Below are 17,751 nucleotides of genomic sequence, written 5' to 3'. Positions count from 1 at the left end.
TTCTGCTCCATTGTTGGAGAAATCTGGGCGGTTCTACAGTCGATGCATGACTGATACAGCTCTAGCCGGAGCGTCTGCGGACGAGGCTGCACCCAAGCGCCCGGCCCGCACCGCCCGTCCTGCCGCTAAACCCCATGGCCAGTGGAAGGTTGATGGCACCGCGCCGCTCAACGCCAACGAGACCTGGAAGCAGGAAGACAACGGGCTGAACGTCCGCGAGCGTATCGAGTCTGTCTATTCCAAGCACGGCTTCGACTCGATCGACGGCACGGACCTGCACGGCCGCTTCCGCTGGTGGGGCCTGTACACCCAACGCAAGCCAGGGATCGACGGCGGCAAGACCGCCACGCTTGAGCCGCACGAGCTCGAGGACAAGTACTTCATGCTTCGCGTCAGGATCGACGGCGGTGCGCTCACCACCGAGCAACTGCGCGTGATCGGCCAGATTTCCGTGGACTTCGCTCGCGGAAGCGCCGACCTAACTGACCGCCAGAACATCCAGCTGCACTGGATCCGCGTTGAGGACGTGCCGGAGATCTGGCGTCGCCTCGAATCCGTTGGCCTGTCCACCACCGAGGCCTGCGGCGACGTCCCGCGTGTCATCCTGGGCTCCCCGGTCGCAGGTATCGCCAAGGACGAGATCATCGATCCCACGCCCCTGATCCACGAACTCGCGGAGCGCTTCATTGGCGATCCCGAGCTCGCCAACCTGCCGCGCAAGTACAAGACCGCCATCACCGGCCACCCCTCGCAGGACGTTGTCCACGAGATCAACGACTTCGGCCTGGTCGGCATGGTCCACCCCGAGCTTGGCGTTGGCTACGACCTGTGGGTTGGCGGCGCACTTTCCACCAACCCCATGCTGGCCAAGCGGCTCGGCGCGTTCGTGAAGCCCGAGGAAGCCGCCGAAGTATGGCTCGGCGTCACCAGCATCTTCCGTGACTACGGCTACCGCCGCATGCGCACCAAGGCCCGCCTGAAGTTCCTCCTGGCCGACTGGGGTCCGGAGAAGTTCCGCCAGATCCTTGAAGACGAATACCTCGGCTTCAAGCTTGCGGACGGCCCCGCGGCGCCAAAGCCTTCGACACCCGGCGATCACGTTGGAGTGCACGAACAGAAGGACGGCAAGTTCTTCATTGGTGCCACGCCGTTGGCTGGTCGCCTCTCGGGGAACCAGCTCGTGAAGCTGGCTGACACCCTGGAAGCCCGTGGCTCCTTCCGCCTGCGCACCACGCCGCACCAGAAGATCGTTGTGCTGGACGTCGCCAAGGAGCAGGTGGAACCGCTCGTCGCCGAACTGGACACGCTGGGCCTCTCCGCACGTCCGTCCGTGTTCCGCCGCGGCACCATCGCCTGCACCGGGATCGAATTCTGCAAGCTTGCCATCGTGGAAACCAAGGTCACGGCAGCCACCGCCGTCGCTGAACTGGAACGCCGCCTGGCCGATCTCGCGGACAGCGGTCAGTTGCCGCAGGCACTATCCCTGCACATCAACGGCTGCCCCAACTCCTGCGCCCGCATCCAGACCGCGGACATCGGGCTCAAGGGCATGATGCTGCCAACGCCCGACGGCGACCCCACCCCGGGTTTCCAGGTTCACTTGGGCGGCGGGCTGGCTTCCTCCGACCGCGAAGAAGCAGGCCTCGGACGCACCGTGCGCGGCCTCAAGGTTTACGTCGAGGACTTGCCCGACTACGTGGAACGGGTTGTCAGGAAGTTCGTCGCCGACCGTGCCGAAGGCCAGACCTTCGCCGAATGGGCACACTCCGCCGATGAAGGAGATCTCCAGTGACCACCACCGTCAAGCTCCGCTCCCACGACGAACTCAAGGCCCTGGCCGAATCCGGTGCCGCAGAGCTCGGCTGGAACGCGCCCGCCCGCGACGTCATCGCCTGGGTGGCCCGCAACTTCGAATTGCCCGCCGTCGCCGTGGCCTGCTCCATGGCCGACGCCGTGCTGCCGGCTCTTGTCGCGGACCAGTTTCCCGGCGTCGACGTTCTCTTCCTGGAGACCGGCTACCACTTCCCGGAAACCCACGCCACACGGGATGAGGTCGCTGCGAACCTGCGTGTGAACATCGTGGACGTGCTCCCGGAAAACACCGTGGAGCAGCAGGACCGCCTTCTCGGCAAGGACCTGTTTGCCCGCGACGCCGCCCAGTGCTGCGCGCTCCGCAAGGTCCAGCCGTTGCGCCGGACCCTGGCCGGTTACGAAGTCTGGTTCACCGGTGTGCGCCGCGACGAGGCCCCCACCCGGACCAACACTCCGCTGATCACCTGGGACGAGACCAACGGCCTGGTCAAGGTCAACCCGATGGCGGACTGGAGCTTCGACCAACTGGTCCAGTACTCCGAAGACAACATCCTTCCCGTCAACCCCCTCCTGAGCCAGGGCTACCCGTCTATCGGATGCCAGCCGTGCACCAGGAAAGTGGCCCCAGGAGCGGACCCCCGCTCCGGCCGCTGGGCAGGAACCGACAAGACAGAATGCGGACTACACGTATGAGTACCCAAATCACCAACGAGGACCTGGAGTTGTCTGTGCTGGAAACCGACGCTGCTGAGACGCCGGCTGCCGCTCCGGCTCTGCGGTCGGCTCGCCTCTCGTCTTTGGACACGTTGGAGTCCGAGGCCATCCACATCATCCGCGAGGTTGTTGCCGAGTTCGAGAAGCCTGCCTTGCTGTTCTCCGGCGGCAAGGACTCCGTGGTCATGCTGCACCTGGCCACCAAGGCATTCTGGCCGGGCAAGGTACCGTTCCCCGTCTTGCACGTGGACACTGGCCACAACTTCCCTGAGGTCATCGATTTCCGTGATCGCACGGTGGAGCGCCTAGGCCTCAAGCTCGTGGTTGGCTCCGTGCAGGAGTTCATCGACCGTGGCGAACTCGCCGAACGTGCCGACGGTACCCGCAACCCGCTGCAGACCGTGCCGCTGCTGGATGCGATCCAGCGGAACAAGTTCGACGCCGTCTTCGGCGGCGGCCGCCGCGACGAGGACAAGGCCCGTGCCAAGGAACGCATCCTGAGCCTGCGCGACGAATTCGGCCAGTGGGATCCCCGCAACCAGCGCCCCGAATTGTGGAACCTGTACAACGGCCGCCACACCGTCGGCCAGCACGTCCGGGCATTCCCCATCAGCAACTGGACCGAGCTGGACGTCTGGCGCTACATCGAGCGCGAAGGCATTGAGTTGCCCGGTTTGTACTACGCCCACGAGCGCGAAGTCTACGAGCGGGACGGCATGTGGCGCGCAGTCGGTGAGGTCTCCATGCCTCTTCCGCACGAGGAAGTCATTACGAAGCTCGTGCGTTACCGCACCGTAGGCGACATGTCCTGCACCGGCGCCGTCCTTTCCGACGCCCGCACCGTTGCCGACGTAGTTGTCGAAGTTGCCGCATCCACACTCACCGAACGTGGCGCCACCCGTGCAGATGACCGCATCTCCGAGGCAGCCATGGAAGACCGCAAGAAGGACGGCTACTTCTAATGAGCACTGAGACTTCACTCCTGGAGACCGGCCTGCGCGAATCCACACTGTTCCGCTTTGCAACGGCTGGATCCGTCGACGACGGCAAGTCCACCCTGGTGGGACGCCTGCTTCACGATTCCAAGGCGATCCTCGCCGACCAGCTCGACGCCGTGGCCCGCACCTCAGCGGACCGCGGCTTCGGAGGAGCCGGCGCCACCGGCACACAGGCGATCGACCTTGCCCTCCTGACCGACGGCCTTCGTGCTGAGCGGGAACAAGGCATCACCATCGACGTCGCCTACCGCTACTTCGCCACCGACCGCCGCAGCTTCATCCTCGCGGACTGCCCCGGACACGTTCAGTACACCAAGAACACGGTGACCGGCGCGTCCACAGCGGACGCCGTCGTCGTACTTATTGACGCCCGCAAGGGAGTCCTGGAGCAGACCCGCCGGCACCTGTCCGTGCTGCAGCTGCTGCGCGTGGCGCACGTGATCATCGCCGTGAACAAGATCGACCTCGTGGACTTCAGCGAGTCCGTCTTCCGCGAAATCGAGACGGACGTGCAGAAGGTTGCGCGCGAGCTTGGCTTGGGCAGCGATGGCATTGCCGACGTCGTGGTCATCCCGGTGTCAGCGCTCGACGGCGACAACGTGGTGGACCGCTCGGACCGCACCCCGTGGTACAGCGGCCCGGCACTGCTCGAGGTCCTGGAGACCCTTCCGGCTGCTGACGAGCTTGAAAGCCACCTGGAAAGCTTCCGCTTCCCGGTCCAGCTGGTCATCCGCCCGCAGGGCGCGCTGGCTCCCGACGCCGTCGCCGCAGGGCTCGACGTCGAGGCGTACCGCGACTACCGCGCCTACGCCGGCCAGATCACGGAAGGGACCGTGAAGCTCGGCGACAAGGTCACCGTCCTGAGCCCGGGCCATGAGCCCCGGATCACAACCGTGACGGGGATCGACTTCGCCGGCAATGAGCTGGCCGAGGCCACTGCTCCCCAGTCCGTGGCGATCCGCTTGGCCGATGAGATCGACATCGCGCGCGGTGACACCATTGCCGCGGCAGGAACGGTGCGCGAGAGCTCGGCCGACCTTTACGCAGCGCTGTGCTGGCTCTCGCCGAAGCCGCTGCGTGAAGGTGCCAAGGTGCTCGTGAAGCACGGGACCCGGACCGTCCAGGCGCTGGTACGCAATGTGACGGGCAAGCTGGACCTGGCCACGTTCAACGTGGAGGCTGCCTCCAGCCTCGAGCTGAACGACATCGGCAACGCCCAGCTTCGACTCGCCGCACCGCTGCCCCTCGAGAATTACCTGCACCACCGCCGCACGGGCGCGTTCCTGGTGATCGATCCCGTGGACGGCAACACCTTGGCTGCCGGTTTGGTGAAGGACCACCCGGGCGACCACGAGGACGAGCGTTACGTCATCTGACCTTGTCGGTCAGCGGAACCGCAGCTTGTTTCCCAAGCCCCGACTTCAAGGACCGGGATGGGAAACAAGCTGCGGTTTTTTGCGTTTGGGCCAGCCGTCAGGCGCCGACCAGTGGGAGCCTGACCAGTCCGCGGAGAACATCGTCCGCAACTGAGCGTGCGTCCGCGCCTTGGGCTTCAATCTGCGCACGGGCCGACTCGAAGGCCGGGACCACGCCGGTGGAAACCTCCGTGACGGTTTCATTGGCCTGCTCGATCGAGAGCCCGAATTTGGGGCCAAGCCCTGCGAGGTTCAACCGACTGATGCGTTCAAGGCTGTATTCCCCACCCACATTCATCGCACTGTCGATCCTGCTGTTCACGCGTACTCACCAGCGCACCTTGCCCGTTTCACGGTTCCGGATGGCTATTTCGTAGCCTAACGCTTGGAAGACGTCCATGAATTTCCAGGTTTCAACCGTAGACTTCCCGGCCTCCAGGTCCACGAGGAAGGATCTGGACACTCCGGCCCGGCGTGCGAGTTCGACTTGTGTCCAACCTTGTTCTTCCCGGAGTTCGCGCACAAGGGGCCCTGCCTCGCGGACTGTAAACATAAAAGACTCCTGTCGCCGTGCGGCTACTTCCATGAATATCGCCGTACGGCAACAGTGACATTTGATGCCGTACGGCGACAATAGTCGCTGTCGCTGTACGGCGACAACGAGCGAGGCGACTTTCCCGGTGCAATTGTGACGCCGCATGAACGTGCGTGACCCCGGGTTTCCGGGTCATTGAACGGCAATTATGACAGTCCCTATGGTGAATCCATGACCTCTTCGGATTGGTCCTTGCCTGCCCTCTCAGGGCGATGTCGCGGGGCCTGACAACCCGCCCAACCCCTCCACGCACTTCAAGGATCACCATGTCAAAGACTCCAGAATCCCCGCAGCCCGGCTCCAACCCGGGAACCACGCGCATCGTCGCGGGTGAAAGCAGCAAGCCCAAGCGCCGCCGTGCGCTCGAGATCGGCATCGCAGTCGGCCTCGTATTCCTGATCGGTGCCGGCGCCGCCGTCGCATCGGTTGTGGCGAAGAACAACGAAACGACGCCTGCGGCGGCAACGACGCCCGCCGCGGAACTCCGGCTCGGCTACTTCGGCAACGTCACCCACGCTCCCGCACTGGTCGGGGTGAGCAAGGGCATCATCGCCGGCAAGCTGGGCGGCACCAAGCTCACCACCCAGATATTCAACGCCGGACCGGCCGCGATCGAGGCATTGAACGCCGGTGCGATCGACGCTGCCTACCTCGGCCCGAACCCGGCCATCAACTCCTTCGTCCAGAGCAAGGGCGCATCCATCAGCATCATCGCCGGTGCGGCCTCGGGCGGCGCCCAGTTGGTCGTCAAGCCCGGGATCAACTCCGCTGCGGACCTCAAGGGCAAGACCCTGGCGTCTCCGCAGCTCGGCGGCACCCAGGACGTGGCGCTGCGCGCCTGGCTGGGCAAGCAGGGCCTGAAGACCAACCCGAACGGCGGCGGCGACGTCGCCGTCAACCCGACCGAGAACGCCCAGACCCTCAAGCTCTTCCAGGACGGAAAGCTCGACGGCGCCTGGCTGCCCGAGCCCTGGGCCTCCCGCCTGGTGCTCCAGGCCGGAGGCAAGGTGTTGATGGACGAAAAGGACCTGTGGGACAAGGGAGAATTCCCTACCACGATCCTGATCGTCAGCAAGAAGTTCGCCGCCGAACACCCCCAGACCGTGACCGCCCTGCTCCAGGGCCACGAAGCCTCCGTCAACTGGCTCAACACGGCCCCGGCCGCCGACAAGGCCACCGCCATCAACGCCGCGCTGAAGGCGACCGCCGGCAGCACGCTCCCGGCCGACGTGATCGACCGCTCCCTGAAGAACATCACCTTCACCGTGGACCCGCTCGCCGGGACCTACAAGAAACTCCTCCAGGACGGCGTGGACGCGGGCATCACCAAACCGGCCGACATCAACGGCATCTTCGACCTCCGCGCCCTCAACGGCGTCACGGGACAGAAGACATCGGCCGCAGGATTGGGCCAGGACTGAACTGGGCCCACGCCGCCAGGGTTCCCGGGCCGAGCTTGCGAGGCGAGGGTGGCGGCGGGGATTAGTTGGGTGCACATTCAACAAACGAAGCAACAAACGAAGGACGGGACCATGCCAGTCGTACTGGAACACCTGGGTAAACGCTTCGGCGACGGCGCCCCGGTATTGGACGACGTCAACGCCACCATCCAGCAGGGCGAGTTCGTGGCCCTGCTGGGTGCGTCCGGCTGCGGCAAATCCACCCTGCTGAACATCCTCGCGGGACTGGACCAGCCGACGTCGGGCGCTCTGGAGGTGCCCAGCGACGGCGCCGCCTTCATGTTCCAGGATTCTGCGCTCTTCCCGTGGCTCACTGCCCGCGGCAATATCGAACTAGCGCTGAAGCTGGCCGACAAGTCCGGCAGCACGAGCAAGGCTTCGCGCGCTGCGCGTGCAGGCGAACTGTTGGACCTCGTCCACTTGGGCGGGGCGGGGGACAAGCGCCCGCATGAGCTCTCAGGTGGCATGCGGCAGCGCGTCGCCCTGGCCCGCGCTTTGGCCCAGGACCGGCAGCTGCTGCTCATGGACGAACCGTTCGCCGCGCTCGATGCCATCACCCGCGACCTTCTCCACGACGAGCTGGAGCGGATCTGGAAGGAAACCGGCCGCACAATCGTGTTCGTGACCCACAACGTGCGCGAAGCCGTGCGGCTGGGCCAGCGGGTGCTGTTGCTGTCCTCCCGTCCGGGACGGGTTGTGGCCGAATGGAACGTCTCGGAGGAACACCGGACCGACGCCGGCCGTGCCGGGGAACTGACTGGAACCATTACCCGCCGCCTGCGCGAGGAGATCCGCCGCCATGCCAATTGAACAGGAAACCCGACTCGTCGCGGAGAACGCCGAGCAGGCTCCGGAGTCCCGGCACATCACCTCGCCGTCCCTGAAGGGAAACCCGGATGAGCTCCGGGACCTTGAGGCCGGCCTGGACAAATTGCAGTCGGACTCACACCGCAAGGCGCGTATCGACTGGACCCGGATCATCCTCCCCATTGCAGCGCTTCTGGTGCTCGTCCTGGCGTGGCAGTTCTACGTCTCGCTGGGCTTTAAACGTCGCGACCAGGTTCCCGGTCCGCTTGATGTCCTGAGCCAGTTCGGTGCTCTTTGGGCCGAAGGCAAAGCCCAGGAAGCCGTCCTGACCTCACTCCAGCGCGGCGTGATCGGGTTTCTCATCAGCGTTGCCGTGGCCACCCCGCTGGGCCTGCTCCTCGCGCAAGTGCAGCCGCTGCGCCGTGCCTTCGGCCCGCTCATTTCGGGGCTGCAGGTGCTTCCATCCGTGGCGTGGGTTCCGGCCGCCATCATCTGGTTCGGGCTATCGGACGGCACCGTGTACTTCGTTGTTCTGATGGGTGCGATCCCGTCCATCATCAACGGGCTGATTTCCGGCGTCGACCAGATCCCGCCGCAATACCGCAGCGTGGGCAAGGTCCTCGGAGCATCGCGGATCCAGATGGCCTTGCAGATTGTCCTGCCCGCAGCTCTCCCCGGCTACCTCGGCGGCCTCAAGCAGGGGTGGGCTTTCTCCTGGCGATCCCTCATGGCTGCCGAAATCATCGCGGTCGGCGGCACCATCGGCTTCGGACTCGGTTCGCTCCTGGACCAAGGCCGGACCTTGTCTGACATGGCCACGGTCATGTCCGCGATCCTGGCCATCCTGTTTGTGGGCATCCTGATCGAACTCGTGGTGTTCGCGCCCATTGAGCGCCGTCTCCTGCTGCGCCGCGGGTTGCTGGCGGGGAGCACACGCTAAGGAATTCCCCGGCCCACCCTGTGGTTGACGCGGGCATGAAACGAATCGGTTTTCTCTCCTTCGGCCATTGGGGGCCGGTCCAAGGCTCACTGACTCCTTCGGCAGGCGACGCCCTGCTGCAGGGGATCGACCTCGCAGTCGCGGCGGAGGAACTCGGCATCAACGGAGCCTTCTTCCGCGTGCACCACTTTGCGCGCCAGCAGGCCTCGCCGTTCCCCTTGTTGGCTGCCATCGCGGCCCGGACCAGCCGGATCGAGATGGGCACCGGCGTGATCGACATGCGCTACGAGAACCCTCTGTATATGGCCGAGGAAGCAGCAGCCACGGATCTCATCAGCCAGGGCAGGCTCCAGTTGGGCATCAGCCGTGGTTCACCCGAGCCGGCACTGCACGGCGCGCGGTACTTCGGCTACGCGCCAGCCGAGGGCGAAGATGATGCCGCTATGGCCCGACGCCACACCGCAGTATTCCGCCACGCCATCGCAGGCCACGGCGTGGCAGAGGCGGATCCCTCGTTCATGGGCGGCGGCCGTGGCCTCCTGCCGATCCGGCCGACGTCGGCCGGGCTGCCGCGGCGCATCTGGTGGGGCGCCGGCACCCGCAAGACCGCCGTCTGGGCCGCGGAACAGGGCATGAACCTCATGAGCTCCACGCTGCTCACCGAGGACACCGGGGTTCCGTTCGACCAACTCCAGGCTGAACAGATCAGGATGTTCCGGGAGGCATGGGCAGCAGCCGGACATGGTTTTGAGCCGCGAGTCTCGGTCAGCCGCAGCATCATTCCCGTGGTGGACGCCGAGGACGAACATTACTTCGGGCTCCGCGCACAGGTGGAGAACCGGGACCAAGTGGGCATGCTCGACGGTGCCCTGTCCCGTTTCGGCAAGAGCTACGTCGGCGAGCCCGGTGCCTTGGCGGAGGACCTCGCGAAGGACGCCGCGGTCCAGGCTGCGGACACGGTGCTCGTCACCGTGCCCAACCAACTCGGGGTTGAGTACAACGCCAAGCTGCTGGGCAACATCGCCAAATACGTGGCGCCGGCGATCGGCTGGGAAGCACCCACAGCGTAAGAGGAATGTGACGCAGGGTTACCTAGCGTGAACTGGTGTTTCCGGACCTTTGAAGCATGTTACGGCCCGGCCCTACAGTTTTTTCATGGCAATACAGGACATCTACCCCACAGCACTGCGGCTGCTCGGCCGCCCGGTGCTGGTGGTGGGCGGAGGACCCGTGGCTGCGAGACGCGCCAAGGGACTGCTCGACGTCGGTGCGCGGGTGACCGTGGTGGCCCCGATTGCCTCTGGCGCGCTCCGCGAACTCGCAGCCTCCGGCCTGCTCACCTGGGAGCCGCGCACTTACCTTTCCTCGGACGTCGACGGCGTCTGGTTCGTCCAGACGGCCACTGGCGTTGCCGCTGTGGACGCCCAGGTAGCCGCCGACGCCGAGGCGCAGCGCATCTGGTGCGTCAACGCTTCGGACCACGAGTCCTCCGCAGCCTGGACCCCGGCGGTGGCCGTTGTGGACGATGTCAAGATCGCGATCAACGCCGGCGGAGATCCTCGCCGCGCCATGGCCTTGCGCGACGCCGTTGCCACCGCGCTTGAGACAGGGGACCTCCCGCTCCGCCGTCGTCGTGCTTCAACCGGAAGCGTCGCCCTCGTGGGGGGAGGTCCCGGCGACTCCGGGCTCATCACGGTCCGCGGCCGCCGCCTCCTGGGCCAGGCCGACGTCGTCGTCGCAGACCGCCTCGGACCGCGCGACTTGCTGCAGGAACTCGCTCCGGACGTCCGCGTGATCGAGGTCGGCAAGACCCCTGGCCACCACCCCGTGCCGCAACTGGAGATCAACCGGATCCTCGTGGAAGAGGCACTGGCCGGCCACCGCGTGGTCAGGCTCAAAGGCGGCGACCCCTACGTCCTGGCCCGCGGCGGCGAGGAAGCGGAATTCTGCCGGCAGAACGGCGTCGAGGTTGAAGTGGTTCCCGGTGTCACCTCAGCGATATCCGTGCCGGCCGCAGCAGGCATTCCCGTGACGCACCGCGGGCTCGCAAAGGGTTTCAGCGTGGTGACCGGCCACGAGGAACTGTCCGAGGTCCCGGCCCGTCCCGACCACACCGTGATCCTGCTCATGGGCGTCGCCAAACTCCGCGAATCCGCAGCTGCCCTCGCGGATTCCGGCATGCCCTTGGACACGCCGGTAGGTATCGTAGAGAACGGCTACATGCCCGAACAGCGCGTCACGATCGGCACCTTGGCAACCATTGCCGACCAAGCCGAGGCCACCGGCGTCGCAAATCCCGCAGTGATTGTGATCGGCGATGTTGTGCGTGTCAGCCCGTTCGCGCCCGAGCATTTCAAGACCGCTTACTACAGCACCCTGAGCCCCAACAAGCCCCGCGTCGTTACCCCCTAGCCCTCAGCACACTGAAAAGGAACACAGCCGTGTCATCTAGCACCACCGTAGGAACCGCTGCACGCCCGCTGCGCGTCGCCGTCGTCGGCTCCGGCCCGGCCGGCGTCTACGCTGCGGACATCCTGACGAAGAGCGAGGCCGTCAAGAGCGGCGAGCTGACTGTCAGCATCGACCTCTTCGACCGCTACCCGGCCCCCTACGGCCTGATCCGCTACGGCGTTGCCCCGGACCACCCCCGTATCAAGGGCATCGTTAACGCCCTGCACAAGGTCCTGGACCGCGGCGACATCCGATTCTTCGGCAACGTGGACTACGGCACGGACATCTCCATCGAGGACCTGCGCACACACTACGACGCCGTCATCTTCGCCACCGGCGCCATCAAGGACGCGGACCTGAACATCCCGGGCATCGAGCTTGAAGGCTCCTTCGGCGGCGCCGACTTCGTCTCCTGGTACGACGGCCACCCTGACGTTTCCCGCGAGTGGCCGTTGGAAGCCACCTCCGTGGCGGTGCTCGGCAACGGCAACGTGGCACTGGACGTGGCCCGTGTCCTCTCCAAGCACGCCGATGACCTCCTGGTCACCGAGATTCCGGATAACGTTTACACCGGCCTCAAGGCATCCCCGGTCACGGACGTTCACGTCTTCGGCCGTCGCGGACCGGCGCAGGTGAAGTTCACCCCGCTCGAGCTGCGCGAACTGTCGCACTCCAAGGATGTGGACATCATCCTGTACGCCGAGGACTTCGAGTTCGACGAAGAGTCGGACCGCCAAATCCAGACGAACAACCAGACCAAGACCATGGTGGGCACGCTAACCAACTGGATCGCAGAGCAGCCCGAGGACCTCTCCGAGCTCAAGGCCTCCCGCCGCCTGCACTTGCACTTCCTGCACAGCCCTGTGGAGATCGTGGATTCCGCAGAGGCTCCGGGCAAGGTTGCCGCGATCAAGTTCGAGCGCACCGAGCTGGACGGGACCGGCAACGCGCGCGGCACTGGCGAGTTCGTCGAGTACCCGGTCCAGGCTGTGTACCGCGCCATCGGCTACTTCGGTTCCGCCCTCCCGGACGTCGAGTTCGACCACCGGCGCGGGGTCGTCGCGAACGACGGCGGCCGCGTGCTGGACTCTTCCGGCGAGCACGTTCCTGGCCTGTACGCCACGGGCTGGATCAAGCGCGGTCCCATCGGCTTGATCGGGCACACCAAGGGTGACGCACTGGAGACGGTCACGTACCTCCTGGAAGACCGCGAGAACCTGCCGTCCGCCCCCGTTCCCGAGGCGGACGCCGTCGTCGATCTCCTGGACGCCCGCGGCGTGAAGTTCACGAGCTGGGAAGGCTGGCTGACGCTGGATGCCCACGAGCTTGGGCTTGGCGCAGCCGCCTCCGGCGCCGGCACCTCCCACGGCGTCGAGGTTCGGCGCGAACGCATCAAGGTTGTGCCGCGCGAAGACATGGTGGACATTTCCCGCGACGGCGTGGCGGCCCAGGTCTAGGACTACAACGCGGGGTCACTTAGCGCCCATCCGGAGCATCGGAATGGGCGCTAAGTGACCCCGCGTTGCTTGTTATCGGGGCTAGACTCGCGTCATGGAAGTTGTCGTCGTCGAAACGACCCAGCTGGGGGACCGCAGCTATCTCGTACATGACGGCTCGGTGGCGCTCGTGATCGACCCCCAGCGTGATACCGACCGCGTCGACACAGCCGCTCGCAACGCAGGTGTCGCCATCACGTACGTCGCTGAAACCCACATCCACAACGACTACGTCACGGGCGGGCTCGTTCTTGCCCGAGACCACAACGCCCGGTACTTGGTGAATGCCGCGGACAGCGTCGCGTTTGAACGTGAGCCAGTTGTTCCTGGGCAGGCGTTCAAGGTAGGCAGACTGTCCGTCAAAGCCGTAGCCACCCCGGGCCATACGCACACCCATCTTGCCTATGTGGTTTCGGACCCCGACCCAGGAGCGGGTGTGCGGCAAGCCGTGTTTTCGGGTGGCAGCCTGCTGTACGGTTCTGTGGGCCGGACCGATTTGATTGCTTCAGAAGACACGGCCGGGCTGGCCCATGACCAGTACGCCTCAGTTCGGCGGCTCGTGGCTGAGGCAGCCCCGGACGCGGTCCTGTATCCCACGCATGGCTTCGGTTCCTTTTGCTCCATCGGTCCCGCGAGCAGGATCCCCGCCTCGACGATCGGGGAGCAAGCCGCCACCAACCATGCGCTCACGGACCCGGACGAAGACCACTTCGTCAGGCACCTCCTCGCCAATATCACGGCCTACCCGAGCTACTACGCGCACATGAGCCCGCTCAATTCCCACGGACCAGGCCCGGCGGTGCTTGACATACCGGAATCGGTGGAACCCGCGGAGTTGGAGCGCCGGCTTGAGGACGGGGAATGGGTGGTGGACCTGCGTAACCGCGTGGCATTCGCCGCAAGCCATTTGCGCGGCAGCGTGGCCTTTGAATACGGGACGGGATCGAGCTTCACGAGCTACCTGGGCTGGGTCCTGCCATGGAACCAGCCGCTCACCCTGCTGGGCGCCCACGACGACGTCGAAAAGGCCATCCGCGATCTCGCGAGGATCGGAATCGACTCCCCGGACGCCGCAGTCGGAGGGGATCCCAAAGAGCTTGCTCCCGGCATCTCATTGGTGAGCTATCCGCGCACGGACTGGACGGGGATGGTGCGCGCCCGAACCCCCGGGGACACGGTGCTGGACGTGCGCCGAACCGAGGAATTTGCCGCCTCGCACGTCAAAGGGGCAGTGAACGTTCCGCTTCATGAGCTTTTGCTCCGGATGGAGCAGTTGCCGGACGTCAGGACCTGGGTGCATTGCACCTCCGGCTACCGGGCCGGCGTCGCCGCAAGCCTGCTGCACAAGGCCGGCCGCGACGTCGTGCTCATTGACGCGGCCTTCCGCGAGGCCTCGGGCGCCGGCGTCGAACTGGCGAGCGCCGCTCCGGCCTAGATGCCTGGGCTTCCCGAGAGACGCTTGCTCACCTTTGGGGTGTTTCCTGCGGATCCTCGCTCACCTGAAGTGAGCGGGCGTTGGGAAGAACACGGGTAGATGTGAGCGGGCGTTGGGAAAAAGGCCGCCAGATGTGAGCGGGCGTCAGCTGTTGAGCCACTCCGCGGCGAAGTCCAGGTTGCGGTACACGCTCGCGACGGCGGCAGCCTCGTCGCGCGCCTCGATGGCGTCGGCGAGCTCGTCGTGGCCTTCGTGAGGAATGCCGTTGAAGCCAGCCTTGCGCTGCTGGCGCAGGAGATCGTCGTGGAAGACCCCGCCGAAGGACACATACAGTTGGTGGAGCAACGGATTGCCCGAAGCCAGCGCCACCCGTTCGTGGAATTCCCAATCCGCGCGGGCCCAAGCGGGGTAGTCGGCCGCTAGCCAGGCGTCGTGGCGGATCTGGAGGAGGGCCCGCATGGCGGCGATATCCTCGGCCGTGGCGTGTTTCGTGGCCAGTCGGGCGGCCTGGGTGTCTAGCCCCACCCTGACCTCGACCACGTGCTCCTGTGTGTGTTCCTTGTACATCCGCTGGGCCGCGCCGGAGATCTCGCTGGTGGCCCGGACATACGTGCCGTCGCCGCGGCGGACTTCGAGCATGCCGCTGTGTGCCAAGGCTTTGATGGCCTCGCGGAGCGTGCCGCGGGAGACTCCGAGCGAGGCCATGAGCTCCGGTTCAGCCGGAATTTTCTCCTGCAGGGGCCACCCTCCGGACTGGATCATGCTGCGCAGTTGGCTGGTGACCTCATCGGCCAGGGCGGGACGGTGCGAAGGAACCAGGCTCATACGACCGGCCTCGGTCCGGCCTTGATCGGGGTGCGCTTGCTGGTCAGTAAGTGGCAGGTGACCATGAGGGCAAGGGCTACCGCGGCCAGGAGCGCAAGGGGGAGCGTCCAGGCGCCAGTAGCACTGTGGAGCACCCCCATGCCGAACGGTCCCAAGGCCGCGATCAAGTAGCCCACCGACTGGGCGACGGTGGACATGGCCGTGGTTTCCGCCGTCGTACGCCCGCTGCGGCTGATGATCACTAGGACCAGCGGGAAGATGCCCAGGCCGAAACCGAACATCACCGCGGGAACGGCGGCGAGCGACGTCGGCAGCAATAGCATGGCGGGGATTGCCACCAGCGTTGTCCCGCTACCCAAATACAGGGCGGGCCGCATCATGCCTGGCCGGGAGCCGATGGCCAGGAGAATCATGCCCGCGGCCACGGAAACCAACTGCATGAGCCCGAACTGCAGGCCGCTCTCGGAAGCGCTGAGTCCTTGGCTGGTCAAAATGTAGGCAAACCAGCTCATCACCGCATAAGCAAGGAAGGCCTGCAGCGTGAAGATGGAGGTGATCAGGAATCCCAGCCGTGTGCGCAGGAGAGGCCACATTGAAACGTGTTCCTGGCTGGCCTTGCGTGCCGAGCGATGGGCGTGGAGGACCATCGGCAGGAAGCCAAGCAGTGCAGCTACGCCAAGGATCCCCCATGCGGCCAGACCCATCGACGGCGAGCCGAGTTGTTGCGCCAAGGGTACGCTGACCGCTGCGGCGAAGGTCGCGCCGCCGGACATGGTGAAGGTGTAGAGGCCGGTCATCATGGACGTCTTCGTCGCGTAGTGCTCACGGATGTACGACGGCATGGCCACGTTGCATACCGCCAGGCCGGACATCGCCAGCACCGTTCCGGCAAGGAGGGCGCCGGTTGCGGGGATACTACGGACCAGGAGGCCCGCGGCCAGCATCGCCAGCGCCACGAAGATCGACTTTTCGACGCCGATCCGGCGCGAGAGCCACGAGGTGCCCAGCCCTGCGACGGCGAAGCACAGCAAGGGGATGGACGGAAGGATTGACGCCACGAGCGCCCCGTAGCCGAGGAAGGCCTGCAACTCGTGGAACAGCGCCGCCGCACTGGTGATGCCGGCGCGCAAGTTCAGCCCGATGAGGACGACAGCGACGATCCCGACGACGGCGAACACACGGGATTTCGGCGCCGCGGTTCCGCCGGTGCCCGGCACGGTCGTTGCTTCCATTGCGCGCGGTGTCGGGTGAGTTGAGGCCATATCTAAAGGTTAGACGTTTGACGTTTGCGTTGGGAAGTTTTGTGGTGGAAATCTCCGTGAAGCCGGGCCTAACGCGGGTTGCGCGATCCCAGCCGTTGCACCGCCAAGGCAAGCCACAGCTGCACCCGGTCCGGCGTCTGGGCGGGGTCGTAGCCGGTGAGGTCCGTGATTTGCGCCAGCCGGTACCGCACCGTATTGCGGTGCAGGGTCAGGGCTTCGGCGACGGCCGCGACCGAACCGTTGTGGTTGAGGTAGCTTTCCAGGGTCGAAACGAGCTCTGAACCATGGGTGGCGTCGAATTTGCGCAGGGGAGTGAGGGCTTCACTGGCCATGTCCGCCAGTGGCACGTCCTCGCTCGCGAGCAGGAGCGACGTCAGGCTGAGCCGCTCAGGTTCGTTGACCGGCAGCCCGTGCGCGACGGCGTCGCGCGCTTCAAAGTAGCTCCATCGCACGCCGTTCGGCTTGGTGTAGGCGCCACCGATTCCGATCACCGCGTGGATCCCCGCCTCCAAAAGGTGGTCGCTGAGATCCTTGGCCAGCACGCTCGCTGAACTGCCGTCGTCGGGCACCACCGTCACCAGATCCTTCCCGACGACGGCGGTCACCCCGCCGTCGAGCGACTGCGGCAGTGATGTAGTGCCGAGTTGTTTGTGGTGGGCGGCGGAGACCACCAGCAGCACCACATTCTTGCGGGTGGTGTTGATTCCGACGCCGGCCAGGCGGCGGGCGGCTTCGACCGTGTCGAGTGTTCCGTGGATGACGTCGTCCAGCACTTGGCCGGCCAAAGCCCGCTGGCTTTGGCGCTGCTTGACCATGTTGTTGAGTTCCACGCTGATCAGGTTCTGGGCATAACCGACAATTCCGGTGTCGCCGAAAGGCTGCTTGATCCACAAGGTGCAGGCGTCTCGGCGGCCAGTCGGGATGGGGAAGGACGCCCAGTCGTCAGCCGTTGGTGCCGGGTTGCCAGCCACGCTGTTGTAAAGCTGGGCGCTGAACTGTGTGAGTGCGATGTCGGTCCGGAGCATGCTGCCCAATTGCTTGAGCAGTTCGCCGAGGCCGCCACCGGTTAGCAGGGCCCGGGCCAGGATCTGGTGCCCGGCGATGAGGCGCTCCAGCTTGGAGTAGTGGTCAGCGGATTGGGAATCGGCCACGAGCTTGCCGATGGCGATGAAGGGGGTCTCGTACGGGACTTCTACGAGGGGCAGTCCCCAGCGGTTCGCCTCCGCAATGAGGGCAGGAGGCACGGCCTCGTGGGTCAGCCCGGTGCCGAAGCCGATGCCGACGGCTCCTGCACGCTGGACCTGGCGCACAAAGCGGCGCTGTTCCGCGGCACCATTGAGCCTGAGCCCGGTGGTGAGGATCAGCTCGCCGCCATTGAGGAAGCGCTGGGGATCCTCTTGCTCGGTCACGGCCACCCAGCGGATATCTTCGTTCCAGGTGGTTTCCGCGAGGCCGGCTTTGCGGAGCCGGAGGGAGGGGACGGCGACGAGAGCGGCGAGTGACATTGCCATGCCAAAAAGGATATCCCGGCACTGGTCATT

At 65.6% G+C, this 17,751-nt stretch carries 16 protein-coding genes; 11 read left to right on the top strand and 5 right to left on the bottom strand.

Features of this window, described 5'->3' with window-relative positions; translation table 11 throughout:
• The first annotated feature begins 46 nt into the window (after positions 1-46).
• The 4 genes from LFT43_RS16140 to LFT43_RS16125 are packed head-to-tail and all read left to right on the top strand — an operon-like array spanning position 47 to position 4,900.
• Complete coding sequence (locus LFT43_RS16140; RefSeq protein ID WP_395798431.1) at positions 47-1,792, top strand: nitrite/sulfite reductase; 1,746 nt, start codon at positions 47-49, stop codon at positions 1,790-1,792.
• Entirely contained in the window at positions 1,789-2,505 is a 717-nt protein-coding gene (locus LFT43_RS16135) for a phosphoadenylyl-sulfate reductase (protein WP_395798429.1), read from the top strand. The genes LFT43_RS16140 and LFT43_RS16135 overlap by 4 nt, the downstream gene beginning before the upstream one ends.
• Positions 2,502-3,488: a sulfate adenylyltransferase subunit CysD gene (cysD, locus tag LFT43_RS16130; RefSeq protein WP_395798427.1), complete on the top strand. Its 987-nt coding sequence runs from the start codon at positions 2,502-2,504 to the stop codon at positions 3,486-3,488. The genes LFT43_RS16135 and cysD overlap by 4 nt, the downstream gene beginning before the upstream one ends.
• Positions 3,488-4,900: a sulfate adenylyltransferase subunit 1 gene (locus LFT43_RS16125; RefSeq protein ID WP_395798425.1), complete on the top strand. Its 1,413-nt coding sequence runs from the start codon at positions 3,488-3,490 to the stop codon at positions 4,898-4,900. Before cysD ends, LFT43_RS16125 begins: the two co-directional genes overlap by 1 nt.
• Before the next feature lie 97 nt (positions 4,901-4,997).
• On the opposite strand, the gene LFT43_RS16120 is transcribed toward LFT43_RS16125, so the two are convergent.
• Complete coding sequence (locus LFT43_RS16120; protein ID WP_395798423.1) at positions 4,998-5,261, bottom strand: hypothetical protein; 264 nt, start codon at positions 5,259-5,261, stop codon at positions 4,998-5,000.
• A 6-nt stretch (positions 5,262-5,267) separates the two neighbouring features.
• On the bottom strand, positions 5,268-5,492 hold the full coding sequence (locus LFT43_RS16115) for a helix-turn-helix domain-containing protein (protein WP_395798421.1): 225 nt from the start codon (positions 5,490-5,492) through the stop codon (positions 5,268-5,270).
• Positions 5,493-5,800: 308 nt separating this feature from the next.
• On the opposite strand from LFT43_RS16115, the gene LFT43_RS16110 reads away from it, so the two are divergent.
• The 7 genes from LFT43_RS16110 to LFT43_RS16080 all read left to right on the top strand — a co-directional run bounded on the left by LFT43_RS16110 (position 5,801) and on the right by LFT43_RS16080 (position 14,123).
• The gene (locus LFT43_RS16110) at positions 5,801-6,955 is read left to right on the top strand and encodes an ABC transporter substrate-binding protein (RefSeq protein WP_395798419.1); all 1,155 of its coding nucleotides are present in this window, start codon (positions 5,801-5,803) and stop codon (positions 6,953-6,955) included.
• A gap of 111 nt (positions 6,956-7,066) precedes the next feature.
• Complete coding sequence (locus tag LFT43_RS16105) at positions 7,067-7,804, top strand: ABC transporter ATP-binding protein (protein WP_395798417.1); 738 nt, start codon at positions 7,067-7,069, stop codon at positions 7,802-7,804.
• Positions 7,794-8,741, top strand: a complete 948-nt coding sequence (locus LFT43_RS16100; RefSeq protein ID WP_395798415.1) for an ABC transporter permease — start codon at positions 7,794-7,796, stop codon at positions 8,739-8,741. The genes LFT43_RS16105 and LFT43_RS16100 overlap by 11 nt, the downstream gene beginning before the upstream one ends.
• A 35-nt stretch (positions 8,742-8,776) precedes the next feature.
• A complete protein-coding gene (locus LFT43_RS16095) occupies positions 8,777-9,811 on the top strand; it encodes an LLM class flavin-dependent oxidoreductase (RefSeq protein ID WP_395798413.1) in 1,035 nt (344 codons plus the stop codon).
• An 85-nt stretch (positions 9,812-9,896) separates the two neighbouring features.
• Entirely contained in the window at positions 9,897-11,153 is a 1,257-nt protein-coding gene (gene cobA / locus LFT43_RS16090; RefSeq protein WP_395798411.1) for a uroporphyrinogen-III C-methyltransferase, read from the top strand.
• Between the two features lie 29 nt (positions 11,154-11,182).
• Complete coding sequence (locus LFT43_RS16085; RefSeq protein ID WP_395798409.1) at positions 11,183-12,649, top strand: FAD-dependent oxidoreductase; 1,467 nt, start codon at positions 11,183-11,185, stop codon at positions 12,647-12,649.
• A gap of 94 nt (positions 12,650-12,743) precedes the next feature.
• Entirely contained in the window at positions 12,744-14,123 is a 1,380-nt protein-coding gene (locus LFT43_RS16080; protein ID WP_395798407.1) for a rhodanese-like domain-containing protein, read from the top strand.
• 144 nt (positions 14,124-14,267) lie between these two features.
• On the opposite strand, the gene LFT43_RS16075 is transcribed toward LFT43_RS16080, so the two are convergent.
• From LFT43_RS16075 to LFT43_RS16065, 3 genes are all read right to left on the bottom strand, one after another.
• Positions 14,268-14,948 carry a FadR/GntR family transcriptional regulator gene (locus tag LFT43_RS16075; protein ID WP_395798405.1) on the bottom strand — a complete coding sequence of 227 codons (681 nt, stop codon included), beginning with the start codon at positions 14,946-14,948 and terminating at the stop codon, positions 14,268-14,270.
• A complete protein-coding gene (locus tag LFT43_RS16070) occupies positions 14,945-16,180 on the bottom strand; it encodes an MFS transporter (protein WP_395803127.1) in 1,236 nt (411 codons plus the stop codon). Before LFT43_RS16070 ends, LFT43_RS16075 begins: the two co-directional genes overlap by 4 nt.
• A gap of 98 nt (positions 16,181-16,278) precedes the next feature.
• Complete coding sequence (locus LFT43_RS16065) at positions 16,279-17,721, bottom strand: PucR family transcriptional regulator (RefSeq protein WP_395798403.1); 1,443 nt, start codon at positions 17,719-17,721, stop codon at positions 16,279-16,281.
• Positions 17,722-17,751 lie beyond the last annotated feature (30 nt).

The sequence above is a fragment of the Arthrobacter sp. FW306-04-A genome (assembly GCF_044358315.1).
In the GTDB taxonomy this organism is placed as follows: Bacteria; Actinomycetota; Actinomycetes; order Actinomycetales; family Micrococcaceae; genus Arthrobacter.
The sequence above is the reverse complement of the archived record's forward strand: the minus strand, read 5'-3'. Positions and strand labels throughout refer to the sequence as shown.